This window comes from Candidatus Leptofilum sp. (assembly GCF_965223525.1).
Lineage (GTDB): Bacteria > Chloroflexota > Anaerolineae > Promineifilales > Promineifilaceae > Leptofilum.
In genome coordinates, this window is record NZ_CBDCWX010000005.1 from 2,239,867 (window position 1) to 2,261,999 (window position 22,133).

The following is a 22,133-nucleotide window of genomic DNA, read 5'->3' on the forward strand; positions in this document are numbered from 1 at the left end:
AACATTATCACATTTAAAAATGGTCGTCAAAATTGGCTAAAATGGCAGATTTATCTGCACCTACGGTTACAAAGTCGGCCTACGCCGACTGGATTCTAGGCAAGCTGCCCTGATGATTCTTGCAAAAGGCTATAGCACATTCTCATACGGTCAAGTGCATTATCGAATGACGGAGCATCATGGCAAACGGCCGCTTTTACTCTTGCACCAAACTCCCAGCTCATCCATCATGTACGAGTTGCTCATGGCTGAATTGGCGGCCGATTTTTGGTGCATTGCTCCCGACACACCCGGTTTTGGCCTGTCTGACCCGCTGCCGGGCGAGGCAACAGTGGTGGGATATGCAACGGCCGTTGCCAATCTTCTCCATGCGCTAAATATCAATAATTGCGCCGTGTTTGGGCATCATACTGGTGCGGCTATCGGGGTACAATTGGCTTTTGACAAACCAGAGTTGATTACACATCTGGCGCTCTCTGGCCCACCATTGCTCACTCAGGCGCAAATTGCCCATCTAAAAACAACTTTGCCCATGATGGAGCTGGACGTAGACGGCCGTTTCCTCACCGAGCTTTGGCAGCGCCTGCGGCACAAAAATCCAGCGGCACCGCCTGAGCTGACGCTGCGGGAAACGATAGCGGCACTGCAGTGCCGCCACAGTTACCACGAAGCGTATCATGCCGTCTTCGCCCAGGAGTTTGCGGCACAATTGGCGGCTATAAGCTGCCCGGTTTTGCTGCTGGCAGGTGAAAACGACAGCTTGCTGGCTAGTTTGGAACCGTCGGCAAACCTGGTGCAAAACGGCCGTTGCCACACAATCCCCAACGCTGGCACTTATATTTGTGATGAGCAGCCGCAGGTGGTGGCGAATTTATTAAGAGAGTTTTTGATGTGACCGTATTGCGAATTTCGTATTGCGTATGAATCAAGGCGTTACGCAATACGAAATTCGCAATAGGACTTCCTAATGGCCGAATTTCTCTACATCCTCTACACCTTGGCACATATCGTTCTGCTCATTTGGGGCTTTCGTTTGTGGCGAGACGGCCGTAAACTCATGCTGCTCCTTATTTTGCTACCAATTGCTGGCCTTGTTTACGACAACGGGGTCATCTCACTGGGACGTTTCCTAGGCGAGGGCGAGCTGCTGCAAACGCTAAATCAGGGGCGATTTTTACTCCATGCCCTCATCACCCCGTTGTTGATTGCCGCCTCAGTTTCCTTGGCCGCTCGGGCGGGCGTGGGTTGGACGCAAAAGCGATTGACCCATGCGCTTTTTGGGATTATAACCGTCGCGCTCATTGGTTTTGGCCTGGTGGAATTTACCCATTTTGTGTACGAGCCAGAACAATTTGGCAATACGCTGCGCTATGTGGATACGGCCGTTGCTGGCCCACCCATCCCTGCCATTATTACCATTATCATCATCATGATTATGGGCATCTTTATTTGGCGACTCAGGCAGTGGCCGTGGCTGTTTTTGGGTGGCCTGATCATGTTTATTGGCAGCGCAGTTCCGCCCAGCCTAGTGGGGCCTATTGTTGGTTCTGGTGTTGAGGTGGTGTTGTTGGCCAGCTTGTTGGCAACTTGGAACGTAGTGCGTAGAGCATAAAGTGGCAAAGCCACAACCATAATTTCACGCCAAGGCGCAAAGCCGCGAAGGAAGAAAAAAAAGTTTGCGCCTTTGCGTCTTTGCGTGATCGATCTTTTTACGCTCATGGCGCACATTTTGCGCGGGTACGGTGTATTGCGTAGACCGTGCAACCTACGCACTAATCTCGAGAACTTTATGGAATACACACTTTCTTTAGCCCTGGTGGATTTTATTCCCGTCATTTTTTCGGCCGTTGGCGTTTTTCTCATTGCGCGTATGATTGCCAGATTGGATGCAATGAGTGGCCAGGTGGCTTATTTGGCGGCTGGGCTTATCACGCTGGGGGGGCTTTCCAAGGCGGTCTGGAAGCTCATCATTGCCACCACAGGCAACGATTTTGCGGTACTGGATAACCTGCTGTTTGTTTTTCTGGGGCCAGGTTTTACGCTGCTGGCCGGTGCGTTGTGGCATTTTCGGGGAGCACTGGCGGGCAAGGTTTCTTCGCAGCGGGTGTGGCTACGGCCGTTCATCATCATCGCTCTGTTTGGCATTGGGGCAATCATTGCCCGCTTTGTGCAGCCCCAAGAACGCTACTGGGTTTTTACCTTGCTCGCCCTCACCACCTTGGCAAATTTAGCCGTTGGTATTTTGCTTATTCGCCAGGCCATGCAGCAGCGGTTAACTTTGGCTGCGGGTCTGTTTTTGTTTAACCTCATTGCCGTCTTTGCTCTAAGCGGTCTGGCGCGCGTCCCAGAACAAACCATTGCCTTGCAGTGGGTTGAAGAAACAATTAATGCTTTTGCTCAAGGGGCCTTTGCCTTTGCAGCGTGGCAGTTGAGTCGGGAAACGGCTGTTGGTAAAGAATTTGCCGCAGAGGTCACGGAGAACACCGAGGTCTTTACCTAATTTCTCAGTGCCCTCTGTGGTTTAAAAAGAAAAGCCAAAGCATGTCACGAATCAACCAAACCAAAGCAAAACTACAGCAGGGTCAGCCTGTTTTCGGCGTTATTGGCAGCACCAACGATCCGCAAATTGTAGAAATATTGGGCTTAACAGGCTTCGATTACTACATGGTGGATGGCGAACATGGCCTAATTGATCCAACCCAGGCCGAAAATATTGTCCGTGCTTGTGAAGTGACGGGCATGACGCCGCTGGTGCGTTTAGGCCCAAAAGACCCCAAACTTGTGTTGCAGTATTTAGATGCCGGCTTTATGGGCGTGATGATGCCTGGTCTGGAAACTGTGGCCGAGATCGAAATGTTGGTCAATGCAGTCAAATATCCACCGCTGGGCAAGCGAGGGCTGGGGCTAGGCCGTGCGGCAAACTTTATGCTTGGCTCCGGGGCGGATCAGGCCAATTACGTTAGGCAAGCCAATGAGCAAACAATGGTTTTGCCCCAGTTTGAAGACGCGGCAATACTGCAACTTTTGCCGCAAATGGTTCAGATTCAGATACCGGGTGTGGATGGCTTTGTTTTCGGGCCACGCGATCTCTCTTTGACCATGGGATACCCAGACGGCCCCAACCACCCAGAAGTGCAGGCGGTGATTGATGAGGCGATTGCCATTATGCAAGATGCAGGTTGTTGGGTGGGGATTACCGCGGGAACGGCCGTTGCTGCCCAGCAACAAATCCAGCGCGGTGCCCAAATCATCCTCAACTCCGTCCCCAATCTGCTCAAACAAAGCGCAGCTAATTTTCTTGATTAGCACCTGCCAAAATGAGTACCTCCAACCTCTTTTTCCTCTGTGTACTCTGTGGCTCAAAAAGTTGACAACCCAGCCAAATCCCGCTAATATCCCATTGTTATAATGTTATAACATTTAGGTGTATGTTTATGTCAACAACAATGGATCGCACATCGCCGATTCCGCTCTACTTTCAGCTGAAGCAAGTCTTGCTCCAGCAGATTGAGCAGGGCGAGTGGCAGCCAGGTGATATGATCCCCGGTGAGCAAGAACTTCAGGAAACCTTTGGCCTAAGCCGCACCACCGTCCGGCAAACATTGGCCGAACTCGTCAATGAAGGCCGTCTTCATCGGCAGCGAGGGCGCGGCACCTTTGTGACTCGCCCCAAGTTTGCCCATGATCCCAACGTGCGCCCCGGCGCAGCAGGCTACCTCCAATCTGAAGGCTTAACCCCCGGTTGGCAGGTTATCAGTGCCGATTGGGTAGCGGAACCGCCGGAAGGGGTGCGTGAGCGGCTAAAAATTGACAAAACAATACGAGTCTTCCGCGTTCACCGCCTGCGCTTGGCTAACGACGAACCAATTGGCTACCACTTTGCCTACGTCCCAGAGCTGTTTTTTCCCCATCTCAATTTGGAAAGACTAACCGAAGGTGGTTCCATGCGTTATTTGCGTGACGTGCCGCAAATGCACAACAGTGTTACCCAGCGCACCATCGAAGCGACCGCTGCCAATGGCCCCGAAATTGAAATGTTGGGCGCAACATCTGGCGAACCCATCCTCACTATCGAGCGGCTTATCCTGGCCGATGACGGTACGCCAATTGAACTGCTGTGGGCGGCTTATTTTGGAGATCGGTTTAAGTATCAGGTAACTATTTAAATTATGAAGGATGAATTAAGAATTATGAATGGCTTACACCTCCTTAATCCATAATTCCTAATTGAGAGAAAGCTATGAAGTTCGACATGGACAGCAACCAAAATTACGGCCCCGCCAATCACGTTCCCTACCAATGTTTTATGGGTCGTTGGGAGGGTTTGTGCAAAACGTTTGATGCTAAGGGGAATTTTATTGAGGCATCGGCTGTTCACATGAATGTGTACTGGATTGATGAGAAAACGTGGCATTTACACGAATATTTTGAGAATTTGTACGAATTTGGACCAGCGGATATCCATTCTGACATTACCGTTGAGGGTAAATATTGCCACGGTGCTAACGAAGCAGTGACCATTGAAGGCACAGAAATTACGCCATTCAACTACGTTTTTACCATTGTCAGCCAGCTTTCAGGCACGACGGTGTACAACAACCATTATTTCATAGACCCTAACAATCGCCGCATCATCACCCACAAGGTGCGAGACGGCAAAACGCATATTTTTCAGATTCAGGATTTTGTAAGGATTGTGCAGCCCTAATACGCCATGATTATTCAAACAGCACCGACTGGCCACCCCCATCTTGTTATTTTCCAAACGGATCATGCCCAAACGTCTGGGCAGATTGCGGCGGCGTTTGGCAATGAGGCGTTTGCCTCGCCGTCACCTTATGAGCCGATGGTGTACGTGGCAACCCATCATGATGCAGGCTGGCAACCGATTGATGCTAGAGTGGAGATGGATGTGAAGACGGGGCTACCTTATCACCTGACGCAAACGCCGCTGCCCTATTTGCTGCAAACGAGTGCAGGATCGCCTGAATTTAATGCGGCCCATCATCCGTACAGCGGCTTGATGTCTAGTATGCACACCTATGGTTTGTTTAACGGCCGTTATGGACTCTCCGACAAAATATTCATTGATCTGGTTCCAGCCGAACATAAAGCCAGCGTACAAAATATGCTGGATACAGAACTCATTCGCCAAGCGCAGTTAGAAGAACAGCTTGCGGCCGATTCAGCCACACAAGCATGTGCTGCTCCAGAAATATTGCTACACAACTATAAACTACTGCAATTTTTCGATACGCTGGCTCTGTACTTCCAGATGAGCCACGAGGCGGCTCGGGGTGAATCCCAATTCCTAAACGTGCCTCGCGCAGTCGGCGACGACGTGACGATTACCATCAAGCTAGTTGAACCGAGCATTTACAGCCTGTCCCCCTATCCATTCCAAAACGATGAACTGACTTTGAGCTATGAAGGACGTTGGCTAACGCCGCAGCCTGTTGGCACAGATTTGAAAGCACTTTTGGCAGAGATAGCACCCATTACTGAGGAGGTTATTTTAGTGCGTAGTGCGTAATGCGTAGAAAAATACGCATTACGCACTACGCACTACGCCCCATGTCCACACAAACCCGCACCACTGGATTCACCCAAGGCATCGGCAAATGGCTGGGTACGGCCGAAGTGTATGATGGCAACGGCCGCTTCCTGGGCAATGCCACCGACCGACGACACGTACAAAAACTGGCTGGCGACAACCGGGTTAAGATTGATTTGTCATTCATTGGGCCGCTCAAATTTGCCGGGCATTATTTCATTGAAGACCATACCGATTTTCGTTTGTACCAGGGGCCAGCCAACACCGGTTTTGCCGAAACGCTGGCCGAAAATCTGATTGATGCCAACGCCTACTGGCCCGTTACCGGGCTGACGCAGCGATTTTTCCTCATGATTTTGCCCGACGGCAATCGGCAAATGTCTCTCGCCCTTATGTCGCGGGGCGACAAGCTGATTTATGCTATCGTGGGCGAGTACCAGCGGGTGGATGATGAGTACCAGGGCATCCCGGCCTTGGTGAACGGCACATCTTATGATTTGCACGACGATCCGGCAGGCGGGCGGGGCGAGATTTTGCTGCACAGAAACGGCCGTTGGCAAGGCCAACTCAACACGCTAGACGGCAATCTGGAAAAGATGGCTCCTACTCAATATGAAGAAACTGTGGTGGAAGACGGCCGTCATCTCAACATCCAAATTAGCGGCACAGCCTTCACCCCAAACGCCACCAGCATGAGGCTAAACAGTAACCAGTGGGAAGCCTGGTCAGAGCCGGGCAATCTGGTTGGCAGCTACAGCATGAGCGGCGGACGGGCTTTAAGCGGACATTTCCATTATTTACAAGAGCAACTGCGCGTCTGGCGGCGTGAGGTGGTGAGCCACGACGGCCGGTGCAAAGCCGTTTTGCACACCTGGTATCGCGGTGGTGCGCGGGTGGGCGTGCAGTTTGGGGTGCTGGCGTATGAGCCGATTTAGTGAACACGAGCCATGTCCTTCCTAGGTGCCTGGCTCGTCACCGAGTACGTTTACAATCCCGATGGCACGTTTGCCGGCACGATTCGGCAGCGGCGGGAATTAGCGCAGTTACCGAACGGCCGTATTCGCGTCACCCAGCATTGCCAGCCAGACAAGGCGCTGAGTAGGCATCCAATGGTGCGATTTGCTGGGTCGCCCGTGTTTGAATTGAGCGTAGACGGCCGTTTTAGACGCTATCATGGCCCAGCCGTGGTAGGCACAGGCATTTCCTGGGGCGAAGGAGCGATGACGGGAAGAGGGTTGTGGCCCGACTTTGGACACAACTTTCGCTCCTTCGCCGTCCTGCCTGTGGCCGATTGCCAACTAACTGGCGGCAAATTTTTTAACGCCACCGAAATGATCGCCAACATTGCCGGGGTCGCCGTGCCGGAAAGCGGAGCGAGTGACTACCCGACGCTCAATCAAGCATACCGCCCACTCAGTCGGGAGTGGCAAGGCACCTGCCGGACTATTTTGCTCGATGGCACGGTGCAGGATGAACGGCCGTACCGTCGTATCTTCCACACCGTCAGCGATGAGCAAATTATTTGGGAAGAAGCGGGTGAATTGACAATATTGAACTGGGACAACGGCCGTTTCCGCAGCAAAGATGGCATCGGCAAACTGTTTGGTCCACTTTTGGAAATGGAAACGGTGCTGGAGAACGGCCGTATCTGCGAACAACTAGAGCTGCTAGACACCGTTCGCGGCCATCTCATTGGCATTCGCCGCTGGTTGCGGGATGAGGAATTGGAGAAGGTGGAAGTGGTACGACTTCGATCAAACTGAATTTATTGCGTATTTCGTATTGCGTAGGGGTTGATTTTATACGCAATACGAAATACGCAATACGAGGAACAAATATGACCGACACAACCAAATCAATTGCCCAAATGGTCGCCGAACGGCCGTCTGTCAACAACCAAGAACTGTTCGACGCGCTGTGGGGCATCACTACAGAGCTCAAAGAGAAGGTATTTGCCCGCTTCGCGCTGAATCCCGATCCTTGCTCGGCCAAATTTCAGCCTTACGGCGGTGAGGACAAGCCCAGCGGCTTCCTCAGCACCTTTGCCGGGCCAGAGATTGATTGGCTGGTTTACTCCTGGGTTGGCACGCCGGGCACCAGCTTCACCAACATGCACCTCACCATCAACGTGGGCGCACAGGTGAAGATTCCCCACTTTGGCTTTGCTTTGGGCACCGCCCCAGACATCTTCATGTACATGGATTATCTGCCCCGCGTTGATTTTTGGGCAGACGCTACCTATGCCGATAAATATTTGCTCCCAGCCAATGAACGATTCTTACAGTTGCGGAACGACGGCCGTTTCTCCCCCTTCGTTAGCCAAGATATGAGTATGCGCCTTTACCAATCGCCCACCAGCCACTGCTACATGGTCACACCCAATGATGAAACGCTCACTCTCATCCGCGAAACGGCGCACGAAATGCTAGACCGCTGGCTGGACTGGTTCGATGATGCCGAACCAGTCCCCGAAGCACAACGCCCAGCCCTCGCTGCCCGCGACCTCTACATGCGCCAAACCATCTGCGAACGCGACCCCGCCAACGCCATCGCCGACCGACTTTTTGGCAAAGCAATGGCCGATGAGTTAGTGAAAACTTTGTGGGGTGGGAACCGCACCCTAAAAAGGGTGAATTAAGAATTATGAAGCTATCAAGCCCCTCATAATTCAAAAAAGGAGAGAGGAAGATGGAGTCCACAATTTTTATTATTTATGGCTTGATTCAACTGGTTTTATTAGGGTTAGGACTGCAAATCTGGTCAAAAACCAGACGGCCGATTTATCTCATTTTGCCGCTGGTGTCGGCGGCGTTGGTCTATGACAATTTTGTCATTGGTTTGGGACTGTCTATCGGCGAAGGCAGTACGCTGGAGGCATTAAACAGTGTTCGCTTTATTTCTCATGCGCTGTTTACGCCCCTGTTGTCGTTGTATGGATTGCGCCTCAGTCGTAATGCCGGGCTGGATTGGTCGTGGCGTAAAAATGGGGCAACGGCCGTTTACGTCATCGTTGGTGCCTTGGTACTTTTGGGCATTTATCTGGACATTATTAGCCTGACACTGGAACCAATTGCCGAAGGCGGCACGCTGCGCTACGTCAACACTGGTTGGGAAGGGCCACCCATCACCGCCATCATGACAATGGCCGTTCTACTGTTTATAGGCTTTAGCATGATTGTGACAACGCGCTGGGTCTGGTTGCTATTTGGCTCGTTAACGATGTTTATCATTTCTGGTTTTGCTGCCACTCTGGGCATCGTGGCTAACTTTGGCGAAATTCTGCTCATCGTTTCACTCATCGCCACGGCGCGCCACTTCCCGCACCAAACCAAAGCGGAATTTGAAGAAAAAGTTCGCCTGCTCACCCCAGCCGAGAAGAAAGAGTTAGCCAGCACCATTCGCGCCCGCAAAAAGCGGCTGGCCGTGCATAATCGGCGCATGGCCTGGGTTATGCTGCCCGTTCTTATTATTGGCACAGTTGCCTTTTATCGGGATAGCCTCAATATGTCCTGGATTCCAGCCTGGGTTGATTACACCTTTAACACCCTCTTCATTTTGCTGTTTTTCATCCATGCCGTCGCCAGCTTTTATTTTTATGGAGTCCCCAAGCCGCGCCGGCATATCCGGGTGACGCATGTTTACATCGGCTACGGCGTCTTTTTGTTCACGCTAATAAGCCAATCACTCATTGGCGTAGAACCGATTCATTTGATCACCTACATCATCAACTGGGTCTTCATTGGGGCGCATGTGGTGTTGAGTACCTACTTCATGCTCAAGCGAAACCAAAAAGCACCTGTCGAGTCGCTCGACATCCGGGTGAAGGTGAAGGAAACAACGCTGGCTTAAGCCCTGATGTCATTCCTGCCTGTGCAGGAATCCACTCCAGTCGAAATGATGGATACCCGCCTTCGCGGGTATGACACTGAAAAGATACGAATTAAACGGAACAAGGATGACCATTAGAGCATTTTATCGCGCAGTTAAGGGCGAAACGGCCGTTTCGCCATACGATTCGGTGACGCTGAAGATTTATTATCCAGCGGTGTTGGATAGCGAGAGTGCAAAAAATACAGGCGTTATTCCCGCCGATGAAACGTTGGCTCCATTTCCGGTAGTTATTTTTATGCCAGGAATCAACGTGGGCTTGGAAGGGTACCATTGGCTGGCTGTGGCTTTGGCGAAGCAAGGATTGGTGGTGGTCACTTACAGCTGGATTGCTGAGGAGATGCCAGGGTTCATTAGCTTGACGCCCGGTGTGGATTTAACGGCCGTTTCCCCCCAAACATATGGCAGCAAACCTACTTGTCCCGCCATCCAACCCATCCTAGACCAACTGCAAAATACGCAACACGCAACACGCAATACGACCCCACTCGCTGGCCTGCTCGACTTAGATAAAATCATCCTGGGTGGGCATTCAGCAGGTGGCACAATGGCGCTGCAAAATGCCAATCCCGACTGGTTTCCGGCCATCAAAGGGGCGTTTTGTTATGCAGGGCACACTATGGCCGCTACCTTTTTGGGGTTTGAAGCAGGAACCATTTTGCCAATCAGCAGCCATCTACCGCTACTCATTTTGGGCGGCAGCAAGGATGGCGTCATCGAGGCCAGCGCCCATCGGTACAAGCTGGAAAACCCATCCGCCACGCTTGCCCTGGAACGCACCTTTGCCGAAGGTATTGATGGCGGTCAGCAAGACAAATATCTTGTTATCTTGGATGGTGCCAATCATTTTTCATGTGTACATCCCATTGATGAGACGACGGGACGGCCGTTTCTAGACCACCCAACCACGCAAGAAGACGACCGTATCCGCAACGAACTCATCACCCTGATACACTTTTTTATTGACGGACACATTCGCGGCAGTGCAAAATCGCGCCTTGCCCTAAAACAACAGGTCAGCAGCGGCAATCCGCTGATTGCTATGTGTAAATCAAAATAATTATTGCGTATTTCGTATTGCGTATTTGGTTTGTTTACGCAATACGAAATACGCAATACGGAGAAAATCATGTTAAAAAACTTCTGGTACGCCATCGAATTTAGCGAAGAAGTCACTACCACGCCCAAACGCCTCACCATTTTGGGGCAGGAGCTGGTGCTCTACCGGGACAGTGCCGGGAAGCCAGTAGTCATGAGCGACTTGTGCGTTCATCGCGGCGGGGCTTTGTCCGACGGTTTTGTCGAGGGCGACTGCATTCGCTGCCCCTACCACGGCTGGAAATTCAAGCAGGACGGCGCCTGTGTCGAAATTCCGGCCAACCCTCCGGATCGCGCCATTCCCAAGAAGGCGCGGGTAGACAGCTACCCGGCCGTGGACAAATACAATTGGGTCTGGGCATTTTTGGGTGATTTACCGGAAGCGGAACGGCCGTTAATCCCCGAACTGCCCCACTTCGACAACAGTGAGCTGCGCCGCATTACCGGCATTTACGAATGGCCCGTGCATTTTGCCCGTGCATTAGAAAATGGCATTGATTTCTCGCATGGTGCCTGGGTACACGGCGGCTCCTTTGGCAACCGAGACGAACCTGAAATCGAGGATTACAGCGTTGATTACATTAGCGATCTGGCCGCCTCAGCCACCATTTCCTTCAAACCGCAACCTGTCAAGGGGCTGTGGCGACGACTCTATGCCAAAGAAAAGGTACAGCCACACATTAAAGTGACCAATACCTGGTGGATGCCCAACGTCACTCTCCTGGAAGTGCGCCTTCCCTTTGGCTTTCAGCGGCTCTTCAACGCCCATGTACCCATCAATGAAAACAAAACAATCACCAAATGGCAGCTACTGCGTGATTTCTTCAAATCCCCCCTGGCGGACCGAGACGCGGCGCGGCGCGTTATCAAAATCTTTGATGAAGACAATCCGTTTGTGGTGGCGCAGCGTCCCGAACTGCTGCCTTATGATTTAGCCGCCGAGCTACACGTCAAATCAGACGCTATCCAGGTAGCCTTCCGCAAAACCCGCGCCAAATATTTTGATATGGGCTACGGCATAGACATGCACAAAATTCGTTCAGAGTATGGCAACTATCAAGCTGTGGTGATCCCTTCACCTGCCCGGCGCGAAGTTCCCGAACTAGCCAACGCCTGGGTTATGAAAGAGGTCCCCGCCGTCGGCCATGAAGAGCCTGCCGAAAATAAGTTGCGTCGTCCGGGCGAAATAAAGCGTTCTGAACAGCGGCAGAGTACGTAAAATTAGAGCATATTGCGTGTTGCGTATTGCGTAAAAGGAGCTTCCCTACGCAATACGAAATACGCAATACGGAGATCCCCATGTCATCACTAGCAAATACCCTCAGCCAAAATACTCTCAACGCCATCGTGAATCGGTTTAACCTGGCCGAACATGGCGAACCGTATAAAACACTCGTTTCCCCCATGTCGCCTGCGCCGGTGGGGCAGGTGCGCGTCTTTTCCGGTGGACCGGTGCATAAGATGGTCTACATTGGCCTCACCGTGCCGCCAATTGGGCTGGATTCACATATGATTTTTGCTTTCACCGCGCCAGATAGCCCCACCCCCCACTTTACGCTCGATTCGGTGCTGGCTGGCCCCCACTTTGCCTTCCATCTGGACATGATCCCTCGCGTGGATTTGGGGGCAAATTTGGCCTACATTAACGAGCTTTTCCAGCCATTAACCGAAATTTTCGACTCGGCCAAAGAGATCGAGGGATTGACTCCGGCGCACCTTTCGCCGCGCCAATACGCTATCATGTCCCCCTGGATGCTGGCCTACCGCGCCACCGAGGAAGCCTTTGCCCAAATTGATGAGCATGTAGAGCAATATTTAGCACACTGGTTTAAGGTCGTGGAGGCGAAATTGTCGGTTTCTACCTTTGAAGGGCTGGATAACCACAACTTTAGCCAACGGGATCAACGCAATCGCGCTGCCATTTTCAACCCAGCGGTTGACCCGGTTTGGGCGCAGATTGATCGGCTGTTGGGGGAAGAAGTGAGTAAGGAATTGAGAGAATTACTGATAAAGCAAGACGTTTAGATGAAGATATCGCGTATTTCGTATTGCGTAGGGGCATGTTTTTTACGCAATACCCAATAAAAGTAAGGAAAAATATGGCAGAACAAAAACCTTCTACCTGGCAAGAAAAAATCACGGGCGAATGGCACGGCCGTCCTTCAATCTTCGACGCAGTGGGAAATCATGTTGGCTACAACAAGGTGTTCCGTGAAAGCAGCTTTGAAGGGGAGCGTGTGACCTACACGATGGATACGCGGCTGGATGCCGTTGGCCCGCTGCGGGCTCGGTTTGAAGCAGACAAATTTGCCTTCGGCGTGGATGATCAGGGCAATAATCGCGTCTACATGGGGCCAGATTTTATCGGCGCGGGGCATCCCTTTGGCTCGCTGGTAGATGCCCATTACTACTCGCCTGGCTGGACGAGTGACCTACGCACGATGGTGCATGTGTTGCCCGACGGTGAGACGCAGGTCTACTCTTCGCTGCTGTATGACGGCCCCACCATCAATGGTGTATTCAACGGCATCTACAAAGTGGCTTACGATTACCACAGCAATCCAGACACCCAAGCGCGCATTGACGCGTTTACGGCGCAGGAAATGATGGACGGCAAAAAGCCCCACGTTTTGCCGATGAAACATGCCGGCAGGTGGACAGGCGAGATGCAGGTTTTCAATGCCGAGCAGGAAATGGTTGGCTCGAATCAGGTAGAAATTGTTTACAAACCGCTCACGCTGCTGCGCTCTGAGATGACCGTTACGATTAGCGGGATCACCGACCGCAGCTACACCTTCCAACGAGCGCGGAACGGCATTCGCCACACCTTCGAGGGGCCGGATGTGCTGGGAAATGGGATTGCCTACGGCCGTGCCCTTTACACTTCGCAACATTTCTTTGGTGAAGCCCTCAAAATTCGTGGCCGCGAATTTATTATTGATGACCAATACACCATGAGCGTCGTTTGGGATTGGCTGGCAGGCGACAAGCGGCAGTACATGACGTTTGGGGTGGTGAATTGGGAAGAGACGGGGTTGGTTTTGGGAGCGAATTACTAAATGAGCATGAAAACAGTCGTCATTACAGGCAGCAGTCGTGGCATTGGCTACGGTTTGGCAAATGAATTTTTGGTACGCGGCTGCAACGTGGTTGTAAACGGCCGTTCCCAAGCCAGCGTGGATAAAGCCATTGCCTCACTCAGTCAGGTTCATAGTTCAGAGCGTTTAGTTGGGCAAGCGGGCGATGTGACTAGCCCCGACGATCATCAGGCCTTGTGGGATACGGCCGTTGCTAAATTTGGCAAGGTAGACATCTGGATCAACAATGCTGGAGTGGGGCATCCCATGATCAACGTGTGGGAGATTCCGGTAGAAAAAGTGCATCAAATTGTGGATATTGATTTGAAGGGGCTCATTTTTGGCTCTCAAGTTGCCATTCGCGGCATGTTACAGCAGGGGCAGGGGCATTTGTACAACATGGAAGGTTTCGGCAGCAACGGCCGTACCCGTGCAGGCATTAGTCTGTATGGCGCAACCAAATCGGCCGTGCGCTTTTTGTCCCGTTCACTCACCAAAGAAACGGCCGCTACCCCCGTAAAAGTCAGCACCCTCAGCCCGGGCATCGTCATCACCGACTTTATTACTGAGCAGTATGAAGATGATCCAGAAGGGCTGGAATCCGCCAAAAAAGTGTTCAACACCCTGGGCGATAAGGTAGAAACCGTCACCCCTTGGCTGGTGGAACAAGTGTTAGCCAACGAAAAGTCAGGCGCAAGCATCGAGTGGCTCACATCCTTCAAAATTATCAAACGCTTCGCCACAGCCCGGTTTAACCAGCGAGATTTGTTTTCCTAGATTATATTTGAACCACAGAGAACACAGGGCACACAGAGAAAAAAGAAGAAATCTCCGTGTTCTCAGTGCGCTCTGTGGTAAAAGAAAATGTAAATGTCCATTGATCACACAGAGTTCAAAAAAGCCCTCTCCCAATTTGCCACAGGTGTGACCGTTGTTACGACGGTTCACAACGGTACGCCCATTGGCATTACGGCCAGTTCGTTTAGCAGCCTGAGCCTGGAGCCGCCGCTGGTGCTGGTGAGCCTGAGCAAGAAGCTGTTTACCCACAACGTCATTGCCGATAGCGGCAGCTTTGCCGTCAATATTTTGGGTGCCACCCAGCGTGAACTGGGAATGCGTTTTGCTGGGATGATTCCGGGGGTGGAGGATCGATTTGCGGGGGTGGCGGTGGGTACGGCCGTAACCGGCTGCCCCATCCTCACCCAAGCCATCGCTTGGCTAGATTGCCGCGTCTGGGAAATGTACGACGGCGGCGACCACACCATCTTTGTCGGCGAAGTGGTGGATGTGGCTTCTAGCGACAAAGATACGCCGCTGCTTTACCACAGCCGCCTGTGGCGGCGCAGCGAAGCGTTAGACGAACCCACCCTGCCGCCAAGTGCCACTATCATCGAGGTTGGTCCGCGGGATGGTATTCAAACCCGCGAGAAAATTGTACCCACCGCCATGAAGGTAAAGTTGATTCGCCAGTTGGCCGAAGCCGGACTTAAGCGCATCCAGGTCACCTCCTTTGTCCACCCCAAGCTGGTGCCGCAAATGGCCGATGCCGCCGAGGTGTGCGCCCAACTGCCGCAGCTAGACGGGGTACAGTACAACGCGCTTGTTCTCAACATGAAAGGGCTGGAGCGTGCCCACGCCGCTGGCATTCGCCATGTGGATATGGGCGTGCCTGCCAGTGAAACACTCAGCCTGAAAAACGCCAACTGCTCCATCGAAGAAGGGATGGAGCGCATGGCGGCGATGGTGCAGCAGGCGCGAGCGTGGGGCATGGGCGTGCGAGCCGGGGTACAAACCGCCTTTGGCTGCGTCTACGAAGGCAACATTGAACAAGCCAAAGTGGTTGGCCTGTGCCGCCGCTTTTTGGCCATGGGCATTGATGAGCTAACGTTGGCCGATTCGGCCGGTTTGGGCAATCCCAACCAAATTCGGAGCACTATTCAGGAGCTTTTGCCATTGGCTGGCGAAGTACCCATCGTCATGCACCTGCACGACACGCGAGGCATGGGGCTGGCCAACTGCCTGTCTGCCCTAAAAAGCGGCGTTCGCCTGTTCGACACCTCGTTTGGCGGCCTCGGTGGTTGCCCCTTCATCAAAGGTGCCAAGGGCAACATCCCCACCGAAGACACGGTCAATATGATGCACGAGATGGGGGTGGAAACGGCCGTAAACATCCCAAAACTAGCTGCTATTTCCCGTGAATTTGAAGCGTTCTTTGGTGAAGAGCTGCCGGGTAAAATTTACCAATTAGAGAGTTGACGTATTGCGTGTTGCGTATTTCGTATGAATGACGCAATATGCAATACGCAATACGCATTTATGTCCCAAACAATCGCCGAAAAAATCATCTCCCAACACGCTGGAACCACCGTCCGGGCAGGTGACATCGCTATTGTGCCTGTGGATGGGGCAATGGCGACGGATGCGACGGCACCACTGGCGATCCAGGCCTTCCGAGAAATGGGCGGGACGCGCTTGTGGGATGCCGCCAACTTTTCGCTGGTACTGGATCACGCCACGCCTGCGCCGAATGAGCGCGTGGCTAATTTGCATGAGCTAATCCGGGCATTTGCCCGCGAAACGGGCTGTATGCTGTACGATGTGGGCGAAGGAATTTGCCATCAGCTCATGGTGGAAAATGGGCATGTAAAACCTCATGACATTTTCATCGGGGCCGATTCGCATACGCTGACGTATGGTGCGTTGGGTGCTTTTGCCGCTGGCATGGGTTCTACTGATCTAGCCGCCATTATGCTAACGGGGCAAACGTGGCTCAAAGTGCCGCGCTCCATCAAGATTGTGCTAAACGGCCGTTTGCCTACAGGCGTGGTTGCCAAAGATGTGATTTTGTATTTGGTGGGCAGGCTGGGCATTAGCGGGGCGACCTATGAAGCAGTGGAGTTCATGGGAACGGCCGTACACAACCTCTCGCTCGCCTCCCGCATGACGCTAGCCAACATGGTGGCTGAAATGGGGGCAAAGGCTGGCCTGGTAGACACGATGGGCTTGCAACTCCCCTATGAATTTGAGTCCGTCAAACCTGAGTCTGATGCCAGCTATCGGGCGATTTATGAGTATGACGTCTCCACATTGCGTCCCCAAATCGCGCTGCCTCATTCGCCAGACAAGGTGGTGGATATTGATGAAGCGGTGGGGCAGAAAGTGAGCATGGCCTTTATTGGCTCGTGTACCAACGGCCGTCTAGAAGATTGGCAAGAAGCGGCACGGGTGCTGGAAGGGCAAAAATTGGCACCCGGCGTGCGACTGATTATGGCGCCGGCATCCAGAGCAGTATTCAACGCGGCCTTGCGAGATGGAACGGCCGCAATTTTATCGGCGGCTGGTGCTACCTTTATCACCTCTGGCTGTGGCCCGTGTGTGGGAACCCATCAGGGCATCCCCGGCAACGACGAGGTGGTGATTTCCAGCACCAACCGCAACTTTCGCGGTCGTATGGGCAATCCCAATTCACAAGTGTATCTGGCTTCTCCGGCGGTGGTGGCGGCAACGGCCGTGGCTGGCGAGATTATTGATCCGAAGGAGGTAGGAATAGTGCGTAGAACGTAGTACGTAGAGGTTGTTCTACGCACTACGCACTACGCTCTACCCACCATGAAACCCATCACCGCCCCCACCCACGTCTACGGCGACCATATTGACACAGATCGGATCATCCCCGGCAAGTACACCAAAACGCTGGATATGAGCCAGTTGGCGGCGCACGTACTGGAAGACCTCGACCCCACATTTAAGGATCGGGTGCAGCCGGGTGATATTTTGGTGGCGGGTGACAATTTTGGCTGCGGCTCCTCGCGGGAGCAAGCGCCCCTGGCGCTCAAGGCCGCTGGGGTGAGCGTGGTTGTGGCAGCCTATTTTGCTCGCATCTTTTACCGCAACGCCATCAACGTGGGTTTGCCGCTGGTAGAAATTGGCGTACACACTATTCAGCCTGGCTCTATCTTGCAGGTGGATTTGCTGCGGGGAGAAGTTGTGGATGAAACGGCCGTCGTCACCTACCGCGCCACCAAAATGCCAGAGGTCATGCTGGCAATTTTGCAGGCGGGTGGGTTGGTGAATTATTTGAAGGAAAACGGCCGTTATTTACCTGGGAAGGATTGATTTGCTGCCACTTGATGGAATCCGCGTCCTAGAATTTACCCACGCCGTGCTGGGCCCCAGCACCGGCATGTATTTGGCTGACTTTGGCGCAGAAGTCATCAAAGTAGAGCCAGCCCCAGGCGGCGACCCGACGCGCCGCTTGCAGGGGTTTGGCATGGGCTTTGCCCCATTCACCAACCGGAACAAAAAAAGTCTGGCCGTTAATTTGAAATCTGATGAGGGAAAGAAGGTGGTGTATCGGTTATTAGAAACGGCCGTTATCCTCATCGAAAACTTTGGTCCCGGCACCATGGAACGGCTCGGCTTTGGCTATGATGATTTGCGCGAGAAATACCCAGGGCTTATTTATTGCAGTCTAAAAGGCTTTATGCCGGGGCCGTATGAAAAGCGGATGGCTTTGGATGAAGTGGTACAAATGATGTCCGGCTTGGCCTACATGACGGGGCGACCGGGCGACCCGCTCCGCGCCGGGGCTTCGGTGGTAGACATCATGACGGGAATGAACGGCGTGATTGGCATTTTGCTGGCCTTGCGCGAACGGGAGCAGACGGGCAAAGGCCAATTGGTGAAAAGTACGCTGTTTGAAACGGCCGCATTCCTCATGGGGCAGCACATGGCCTATGCCGCTATGTCGGGTCAATCTGTGCCGCCAATGCCCACCCGCGTCAGCGCCTGGGGCATCTACCACCAATTTGAGGTGGCCGATGGGGGGCGCGTCTTCATTGGCGTGACCAGCGACAGCCAGTGGGCGCGGTTTTGCACCGAGTTTGGCCGTGAAGATTGGCTGCAAGATGAGCGAATTGCTACCAATAACGGCCGTGTAAAAAACCAAACCTGGCTGCTGCCTGCCATTCAGGAACTGGTGAAACCAATGAGCCAAAATGATGTATTGTCGCGGTGCGAAAAAGCCAACCTACCCTTTAGTCCCATCGCCCGCCCAGAAGATTTATTTGATGATGTGCAGCTAAACGAAGGGGGTGGGTTGCTGGAGACGACGTTGCCCAACGGCCGTAAAATCAAACTGCCCAAGCTCCCCATCCGCCTCGGCGATGAAGATTTCAACATCCGCAGCGACCCACCAGAAATTGGGGCACACACGGCCGAAATTTTGCAGGAGTTAGGCTATTCGGAAGAAGAAATTCAAGAATTTGTTTCGGCAAATATTGTTGTGACTTAAAAACGAACCCGTATTGCGTAAAGGAACCAAATACGAAATACGCAATACGCAATACGAGGACGCTATGACCCCAGAACTCGATTTAATCATCAAAAATGTACGTTTGGTGCGGCCGAACGAAACGGCCGTTCCCACCACAGACATCGGCATTAAAGACGGTAAATTTGCCCGCATTGCGCCCAATATTCTTGCCGAGGAGGGCAAAGAAGTGTGCGATGGCGGCGGCCTGCTCGCCTTCCCCGGCCTGGTGGATGCCCACATGCACGTTGGCATTTACCAGCCGTTGGCCGACGATGCCGTTACCGAGAGCAAAGCGGCGGCGATGGGCGGCGTGACGACCGCCCTGACCTACTTCCGCACGGGCGAATATTACCTGAACAAAGGCGGCTATTACCGCGACTTTTTCCCGGAAGTGCTGGCCTTGTCACAGGGCAACTACTGGGTTGATTATGCCTACCATTTGGCACCCATCAACCAAAAGCATCTGGATGAAATGCCCATACTGCTCACCGATTTTGGCGTCTCATCCTTTAAGATTTTTATGTTTTATGGGGGGCATGGATTGCACGGCCGTTCCGACCAGCAGCACAACTTCCTCCAGCTAGAGCCAGGGGAACGGTACGACTTTGCCCACTTTGAATTTATCATGCGCCGCCTGACCCAAATGCTGCACGATTATCCGCAGCAAGCCCCCTACCTCAGCCTCAGCCTGCACTGCGAAATTGCCGACATTCTCAACGCCTACACCGCCCTCGTCGAGCGGGACGGCAAGCTAAAGGGGCTGCACGCCTACAACGCCGCCCGCCCGCCCCATTCCGAGGGGCTGGCCGTCTTCATCGCCAGCTATTTGGCCTACGAAACCGAATGCCTCAACATCAACCTGCTGCATCTCAGCAGCCGCAAGGCAGTGGAAGCCGCCCTGATGATGCAAGAGATTTTCCCCCACATCAACTTCCGCCGCGAGGTGACGGTGGGGCATCTGCTGCTGGACATTGACACGCCCACGCAGGTGTTGGCCAAGGTCAATCCACCCATTCGCCCTCGTGAAGATGTGGAATTTTTGTGGCAGAAGGTGCTAAACGGGGAGATTGATTGGATTGTGAGCGACCACGCCTGCTGCCGCAGCGAAATTAAATACAACGCCGACCATCCCGACGACATTTGGCTGTCTAAATCTGGCTTTGGCGGCACGGAATACCTGCTCTCTGGCGTCTTTAGCGAAGGCCACAGGCGTGGCATGTCGCTCAACCAGATGGCCGAACTGCTCAGTTGGAACCCCGCCCAGCGGTTTGGCCTGCTCAACAAGGGCGACATCGCCCCCGGCTACGATGCCGATCTGGTGCTGTTTGACCCCAACCAAACCTTCACCGTGCGTGCCGCCGATTCGCAGTCCGGGCAAGGCTACACGCCGTTTGAAGGCCAGGAACTGACCGGACAGGTCAAACAAACCTTCCTGCGTGGCAATTTAGTTTTTGACAATGGCAATATTGTTGGGGAGGCGTCGGGAGAATATCAGAAACGGCCGAATAGTGCGTAGTGCGTAGACAACTCCTACGCACTACGCACTACGCTTCAAATCTATGAAAAAATTACCCACTCTCACCCTCATCGGCATTGCTTTAACGGCCGTTGCACTGTTCTTTTTGTACAGCGGTGATCGGGTGCTGGCTGATGGCGAGAAATTTGCGGTGTCGGATCCAAACGGCCGTCCGCTTTCCGCCACCTTTTACCCCGGCACGCAGCCCGCCGGGATTTTGCTGCTGGCAGGCTTCGGCAGCGACCAAATGGCGATGCGAACGGCCGCCAGCGAATTTGCCCAGGCGGGTGTGGCTGTCATGACGATGGATTTTTCGGGACACGGCCGTTCCCCCGGCACAATCACTTTCGACAACGCTGCTACGGCTGACCTGGCTTGGCAAACGTTGGCTGGCATCGAGGCATTCACCGCCAAATCTGGCCTAGCGCCCAACCAAATCATCATCATGGGGCACAGCATGGGGGCGCGGGTGGGCTTGCAGGCGATGACCCTGACAGATGACCCGGTGGCTGGACTCATCTTGCTGGGGGCGCAGGTAAACCTGGAAAGCAACCAGCAGGCCGAAACCTTCACAGGCGTGTCTGACAGCGAGCTGCTGTGGGTAAAAGGGCTCAGTACTAATCTCCCGGCCAGCGACGTTTTGCTCATGAGCGGTCAGTGGGACGATATTTTACCGCCGTCGTCGGCAAAACTGCTGCTGGGCAAGCTGCAAGAAGGCGAAGCCAGCAGCTGGAGGCGCGAGCTGAGCGTGCTGGATAGGCTGGTGCACAATTATGAAATTTATTCGCCGCGCGTGATGACCCAAGCCAAAACATGGGCTGGCCAGCGTTGGGGCATTCCCCTGGCAGCCGAAGCAGCCACGGCGCAAATGCGCCTCATTCTTTGGGCTGTGGGATTGGTGGGAATATTTTTAGCGGTGGCTGCTGGCTGGCGCTGGGCGGCGCAAACGTGGCCGGGCACGCCGCTAACCTTTCATTTGCAGATTGAGCAGACGAATCGTTTTCTGATCGGGAAAACGGCTCTTTGGCTGGCGGCCGTTCCCTTTGCCCTTTTGCTTGGTGGCCTGTTTTTTGTGCTGCCGTTGGGCTTGCCTGCTTTCAATCTGTACTATGTTTGCTTTATCGGTGGCTACGGGCTGTTGTTACTACTGCTGTATTGGCGGGGGCGTGTGCCGGGGGTGAACGGCCGTTTACCTTTTGTTCGCTCCCAAGCAACAGCCGTTTCCCCCAAACGTCTTGTGCTAGCAATTGGTATTAGTCTAGGGATTTTGGGCATAGTCACCGCTTTTATCCAAACTGGGCTGTTCTTCTACCCCACCGGGCAGCGGTTCATCTGGCTGCTCATTTACACACCGTTCACCGCTCTCGGTTTTGCTATTGGTTTGCGGGAAATCCAGCTTGTTCATCAGTCTGGAGCGGGATGGGGTGCTTTGTTGATTACGGCCGTCATCGGCCTGATCCCCTTCATTTTATACACGCTCTTTCTCGCCGCTTTGGGATCAATCTCCGGCATGTTAGGTGGCCTGCAAGGGCTCATCATTTTGGCTCTGGTTTGGCTGAGTGGCGGCTTGATTTATCAGGTTGCCCAACGATTGTGGCTAACGGCCGTTTTCCAGGCCTTCTTGCTCTACTGGCTGGTGTTGCCGGTGGGGCCGCTATTTTCTGTTTGATTTGATTCGTAGTGCGT

22 protein-coding genes are annotated in these 22,133 nt (G+C 53.3%); all 22 read left to right on the forward strand.

What is annotated here, in order from left to right:
* The first annotated feature begins 112 nt into the window (after positions 1–112).
* The 22 genes from ACOQPM_RS15280 to ACOQPM_RS15385 all read left to right on the forward strand — a co-directional run bounded on the left by ACOQPM_RS15280 (position 113) and on the right by ACOQPM_RS15385 (position 22,116).
* Positions 113–895, forward strand: a complete 783-nt coding sequence (locus tag ACOQPM_RS15280) for an alpha/beta fold hydrolase (RefSeq protein WP_420630130.1) — start codon at positions 113–115, stop codon at positions 893–895.
* A gap of 72 nt (positions 896–967) precedes the next feature.
* A complete protein-coding gene (locus ACOQPM_RS15285; RefSeq protein WP_420630131.1) occupies positions 968–1,612 on the forward strand; it encodes a hypothetical protein in 645 nt (214 codons plus the stop codon).
* Positions 1,613–1,789: 177 nt separating this feature from the next.
* Complete coding sequence (locus ACOQPM_RS15290) at positions 1,790–2,500, forward strand: hypothetical protein (RefSeq protein ID WP_420630132.1); 711 nt, start codon at positions 1,790–1,792, stop codon at positions 2,498–2,500.
* 41 nt (positions 2,501–2,541) lie between these two features.
* A complete protein-coding gene (locus ACOQPM_RS15295) occupies positions 2,542–3,306 on the forward strand; it encodes an HpcH/HpaI aldolase family protein (RefSeq protein WP_420630133.1) in 765 nt (254 codons plus the stop codon).
* Between the two features lie 128 nt (positions 3,307–3,434).
* On the forward strand, positions 3,435–4,166 hold the full coding sequence (locus ACOQPM_RS15300) for a GntR family transcriptional regulator (RefSeq protein ID WP_420630134.1): 732 nt from the start codon (positions 3,435–3,437) through the stop codon (positions 4,164–4,166).
* Between the two features lie 74 nt (positions 4,167–4,240).
* Positions 4,241–4,708 (forward strand): hypothetical protein, encoded by a 468-nt coding sequence (locus ACOQPM_RS15305; protein WP_420630135.1) that lies wholly within the window; start codon positions 4,241–4,243, stop codon positions 4,706–4,708.
* Between the two features lie 6 nt (positions 4,709–4,714).
* Positions 4,715–5,533 carry a DUF3891 family protein gene (locus ACOQPM_RS15310; RefSeq protein WP_420630136.1) on the forward strand — a complete coding sequence of 273 codons (819 nt, stop codon included), beginning with the start codon at positions 4,715–4,717 and terminating at the stop codon, positions 5,531–5,533.
* Positions 5,533–6,489: a hypothetical protein gene (locus tag ACOQPM_RS15315; protein ID WP_420630137.1), complete on the forward strand. Its 957-nt coding sequence runs from the start codon at positions 5,533–5,535 to the stop codon at positions 6,487–6,489. The genes ACOQPM_RS15310 and ACOQPM_RS15315 overlap by 1 nt, the downstream gene beginning before the upstream one ends.
* 12 nt (positions 6,490–6,501) lie before the next feature.
* Complete coding sequence (locus tag ACOQPM_RS15320) at positions 6,502–7,317, forward strand: hypothetical protein (RefSeq protein ID WP_420630138.1); 816 nt, start codon at positions 6,502–6,504, stop codon at positions 7,315–7,317.
* Positions 7,318–7,391: 74 nt separating this feature from the next.
* Positions 7,392–8,192, forward strand: coding sequence for a red chlorophyll catabolite reductase (locus ACOQPM_RS15325; protein WP_420630139.1), 801 nt, complete (start codon positions 7,392–7,394; stop codon positions 8,190–8,192).
* Positions 8,193–8,242: 50 nt separating this feature from the next.
* Positions 8,243–9,403 carry a hypothetical protein gene (locus tag ACOQPM_RS15330; RefSeq protein WP_420630140.1) on the forward strand — a complete coding sequence of 387 codons (1,161 nt, stop codon included), beginning with the start codon at positions 8,243–8,245 and terminating at the stop codon, positions 9,401–9,403.
* Between the two features lie 106 nt (positions 9,404–9,509).
* Positions 9,510–10,502, forward strand: coding sequence for an alpha/beta hydrolase family protein (locus ACOQPM_RS15335; RefSeq protein ID WP_420630141.1), 993 nt, complete (start codon positions 9,510–9,512; stop codon positions 10,500–10,502).
* Positions 10,503–10,571: 69 nt separating this feature from the next.
* On the forward strand, positions 10,572–11,759 hold the full coding sequence (locus tag ACOQPM_RS15340) for a Rieske 2Fe-2S domain-containing protein (protein WP_420630142.1): 1,188 nt from the start codon (positions 10,572–10,574) through the stop codon (positions 11,757–11,759).
* Positions 11,760–11,839: 80 nt separating this feature from the next.
* Positions 11,840–12,565 (forward strand): hypothetical protein, encoded by a 726-nt coding sequence (locus ACOQPM_RS15345; RefSeq protein WP_420630143.1) that lies wholly within the window; start codon positions 11,840–11,842, stop codon positions 12,563–12,565.
* Between the two features lie 74 nt (positions 12,566–12,639).
* Positions 12,640–13,599, forward strand: coding sequence for a hypothetical protein (locus tag ACOQPM_RS15350; protein ID WP_420630144.1), 960 nt, complete (start codon positions 12,640–12,642; stop codon positions 13,597–13,599).
* Entirely contained in the window at positions 13,600–14,394 is a 795-nt protein-coding gene (locus ACOQPM_RS15355; RefSeq protein ID WP_420630145.1) for an SDR family NAD(P)-dependent oxidoreductase, read from the forward strand.
* 93 nt (positions 14,395–14,487) lie between these two features.
* Positions 14,488–15,873: a hydroxymethylglutaryl-CoA lyase gene (locus ACOQPM_RS15360; RefSeq protein WP_420630146.1), complete on the forward strand. Its 1,386-nt coding sequence runs from the start codon at positions 14,488–14,490 to the stop codon at positions 15,871–15,873.
* 60 nt (positions 15,874–15,933) lie between these two features.
* Positions 15,934–17,181, forward strand: a complete 1,248-nt coding sequence (locus tag ACOQPM_RS15365) for a 3-isopropylmalate dehydratase large subunit (RefSeq protein ID WP_420630147.1) — start codon at positions 15,934–15,936, stop codon at positions 17,179–17,181.
* A gap of 45 nt (positions 17,182–17,226) precedes the next feature.
* Positions 17,227–17,733, forward strand: a complete 507-nt coding sequence (locus ACOQPM_RS15370) for a 3-isopropylmalate dehydratase (RefSeq protein WP_420630148.1) — start codon at positions 17,227–17,229, stop codon at positions 17,731–17,733.
* Position 17,734: 1 nt separating this feature from the next.
* Positions 17,735–18,910: a CaiB/BaiF CoA transferase family protein gene (locus tag ACOQPM_RS15375; RefSeq protein WP_420630149.1), complete on the forward strand. Its 1,176-nt coding sequence runs from the start codon at positions 17,735–17,737 to the stop codon at positions 18,908–18,910.
* A gap of 64 nt (positions 18,911–18,974) precedes the next feature.
* Positions 18,975–20,447, forward strand: coding sequence for a dihydroorotase (locus ACOQPM_RS15380; RefSeq protein WP_420630150.1), 1,473 nt, complete (start codon positions 18,975–18,977; stop codon positions 20,445–20,447).
* 43 nt (positions 20,448–20,490) lie between these two features.
* Positions 20,491–22,116 (forward strand): alpha/beta hydrolase, encoded by a 1,626-nt coding sequence (locus tag ACOQPM_RS15385; RefSeq protein ID WP_420630151.1) that lies wholly within the window; start codon positions 20,491–20,493, stop codon positions 22,114–22,116.
* Positions 22,117–22,133 lie beyond the last annotated feature (17 nt).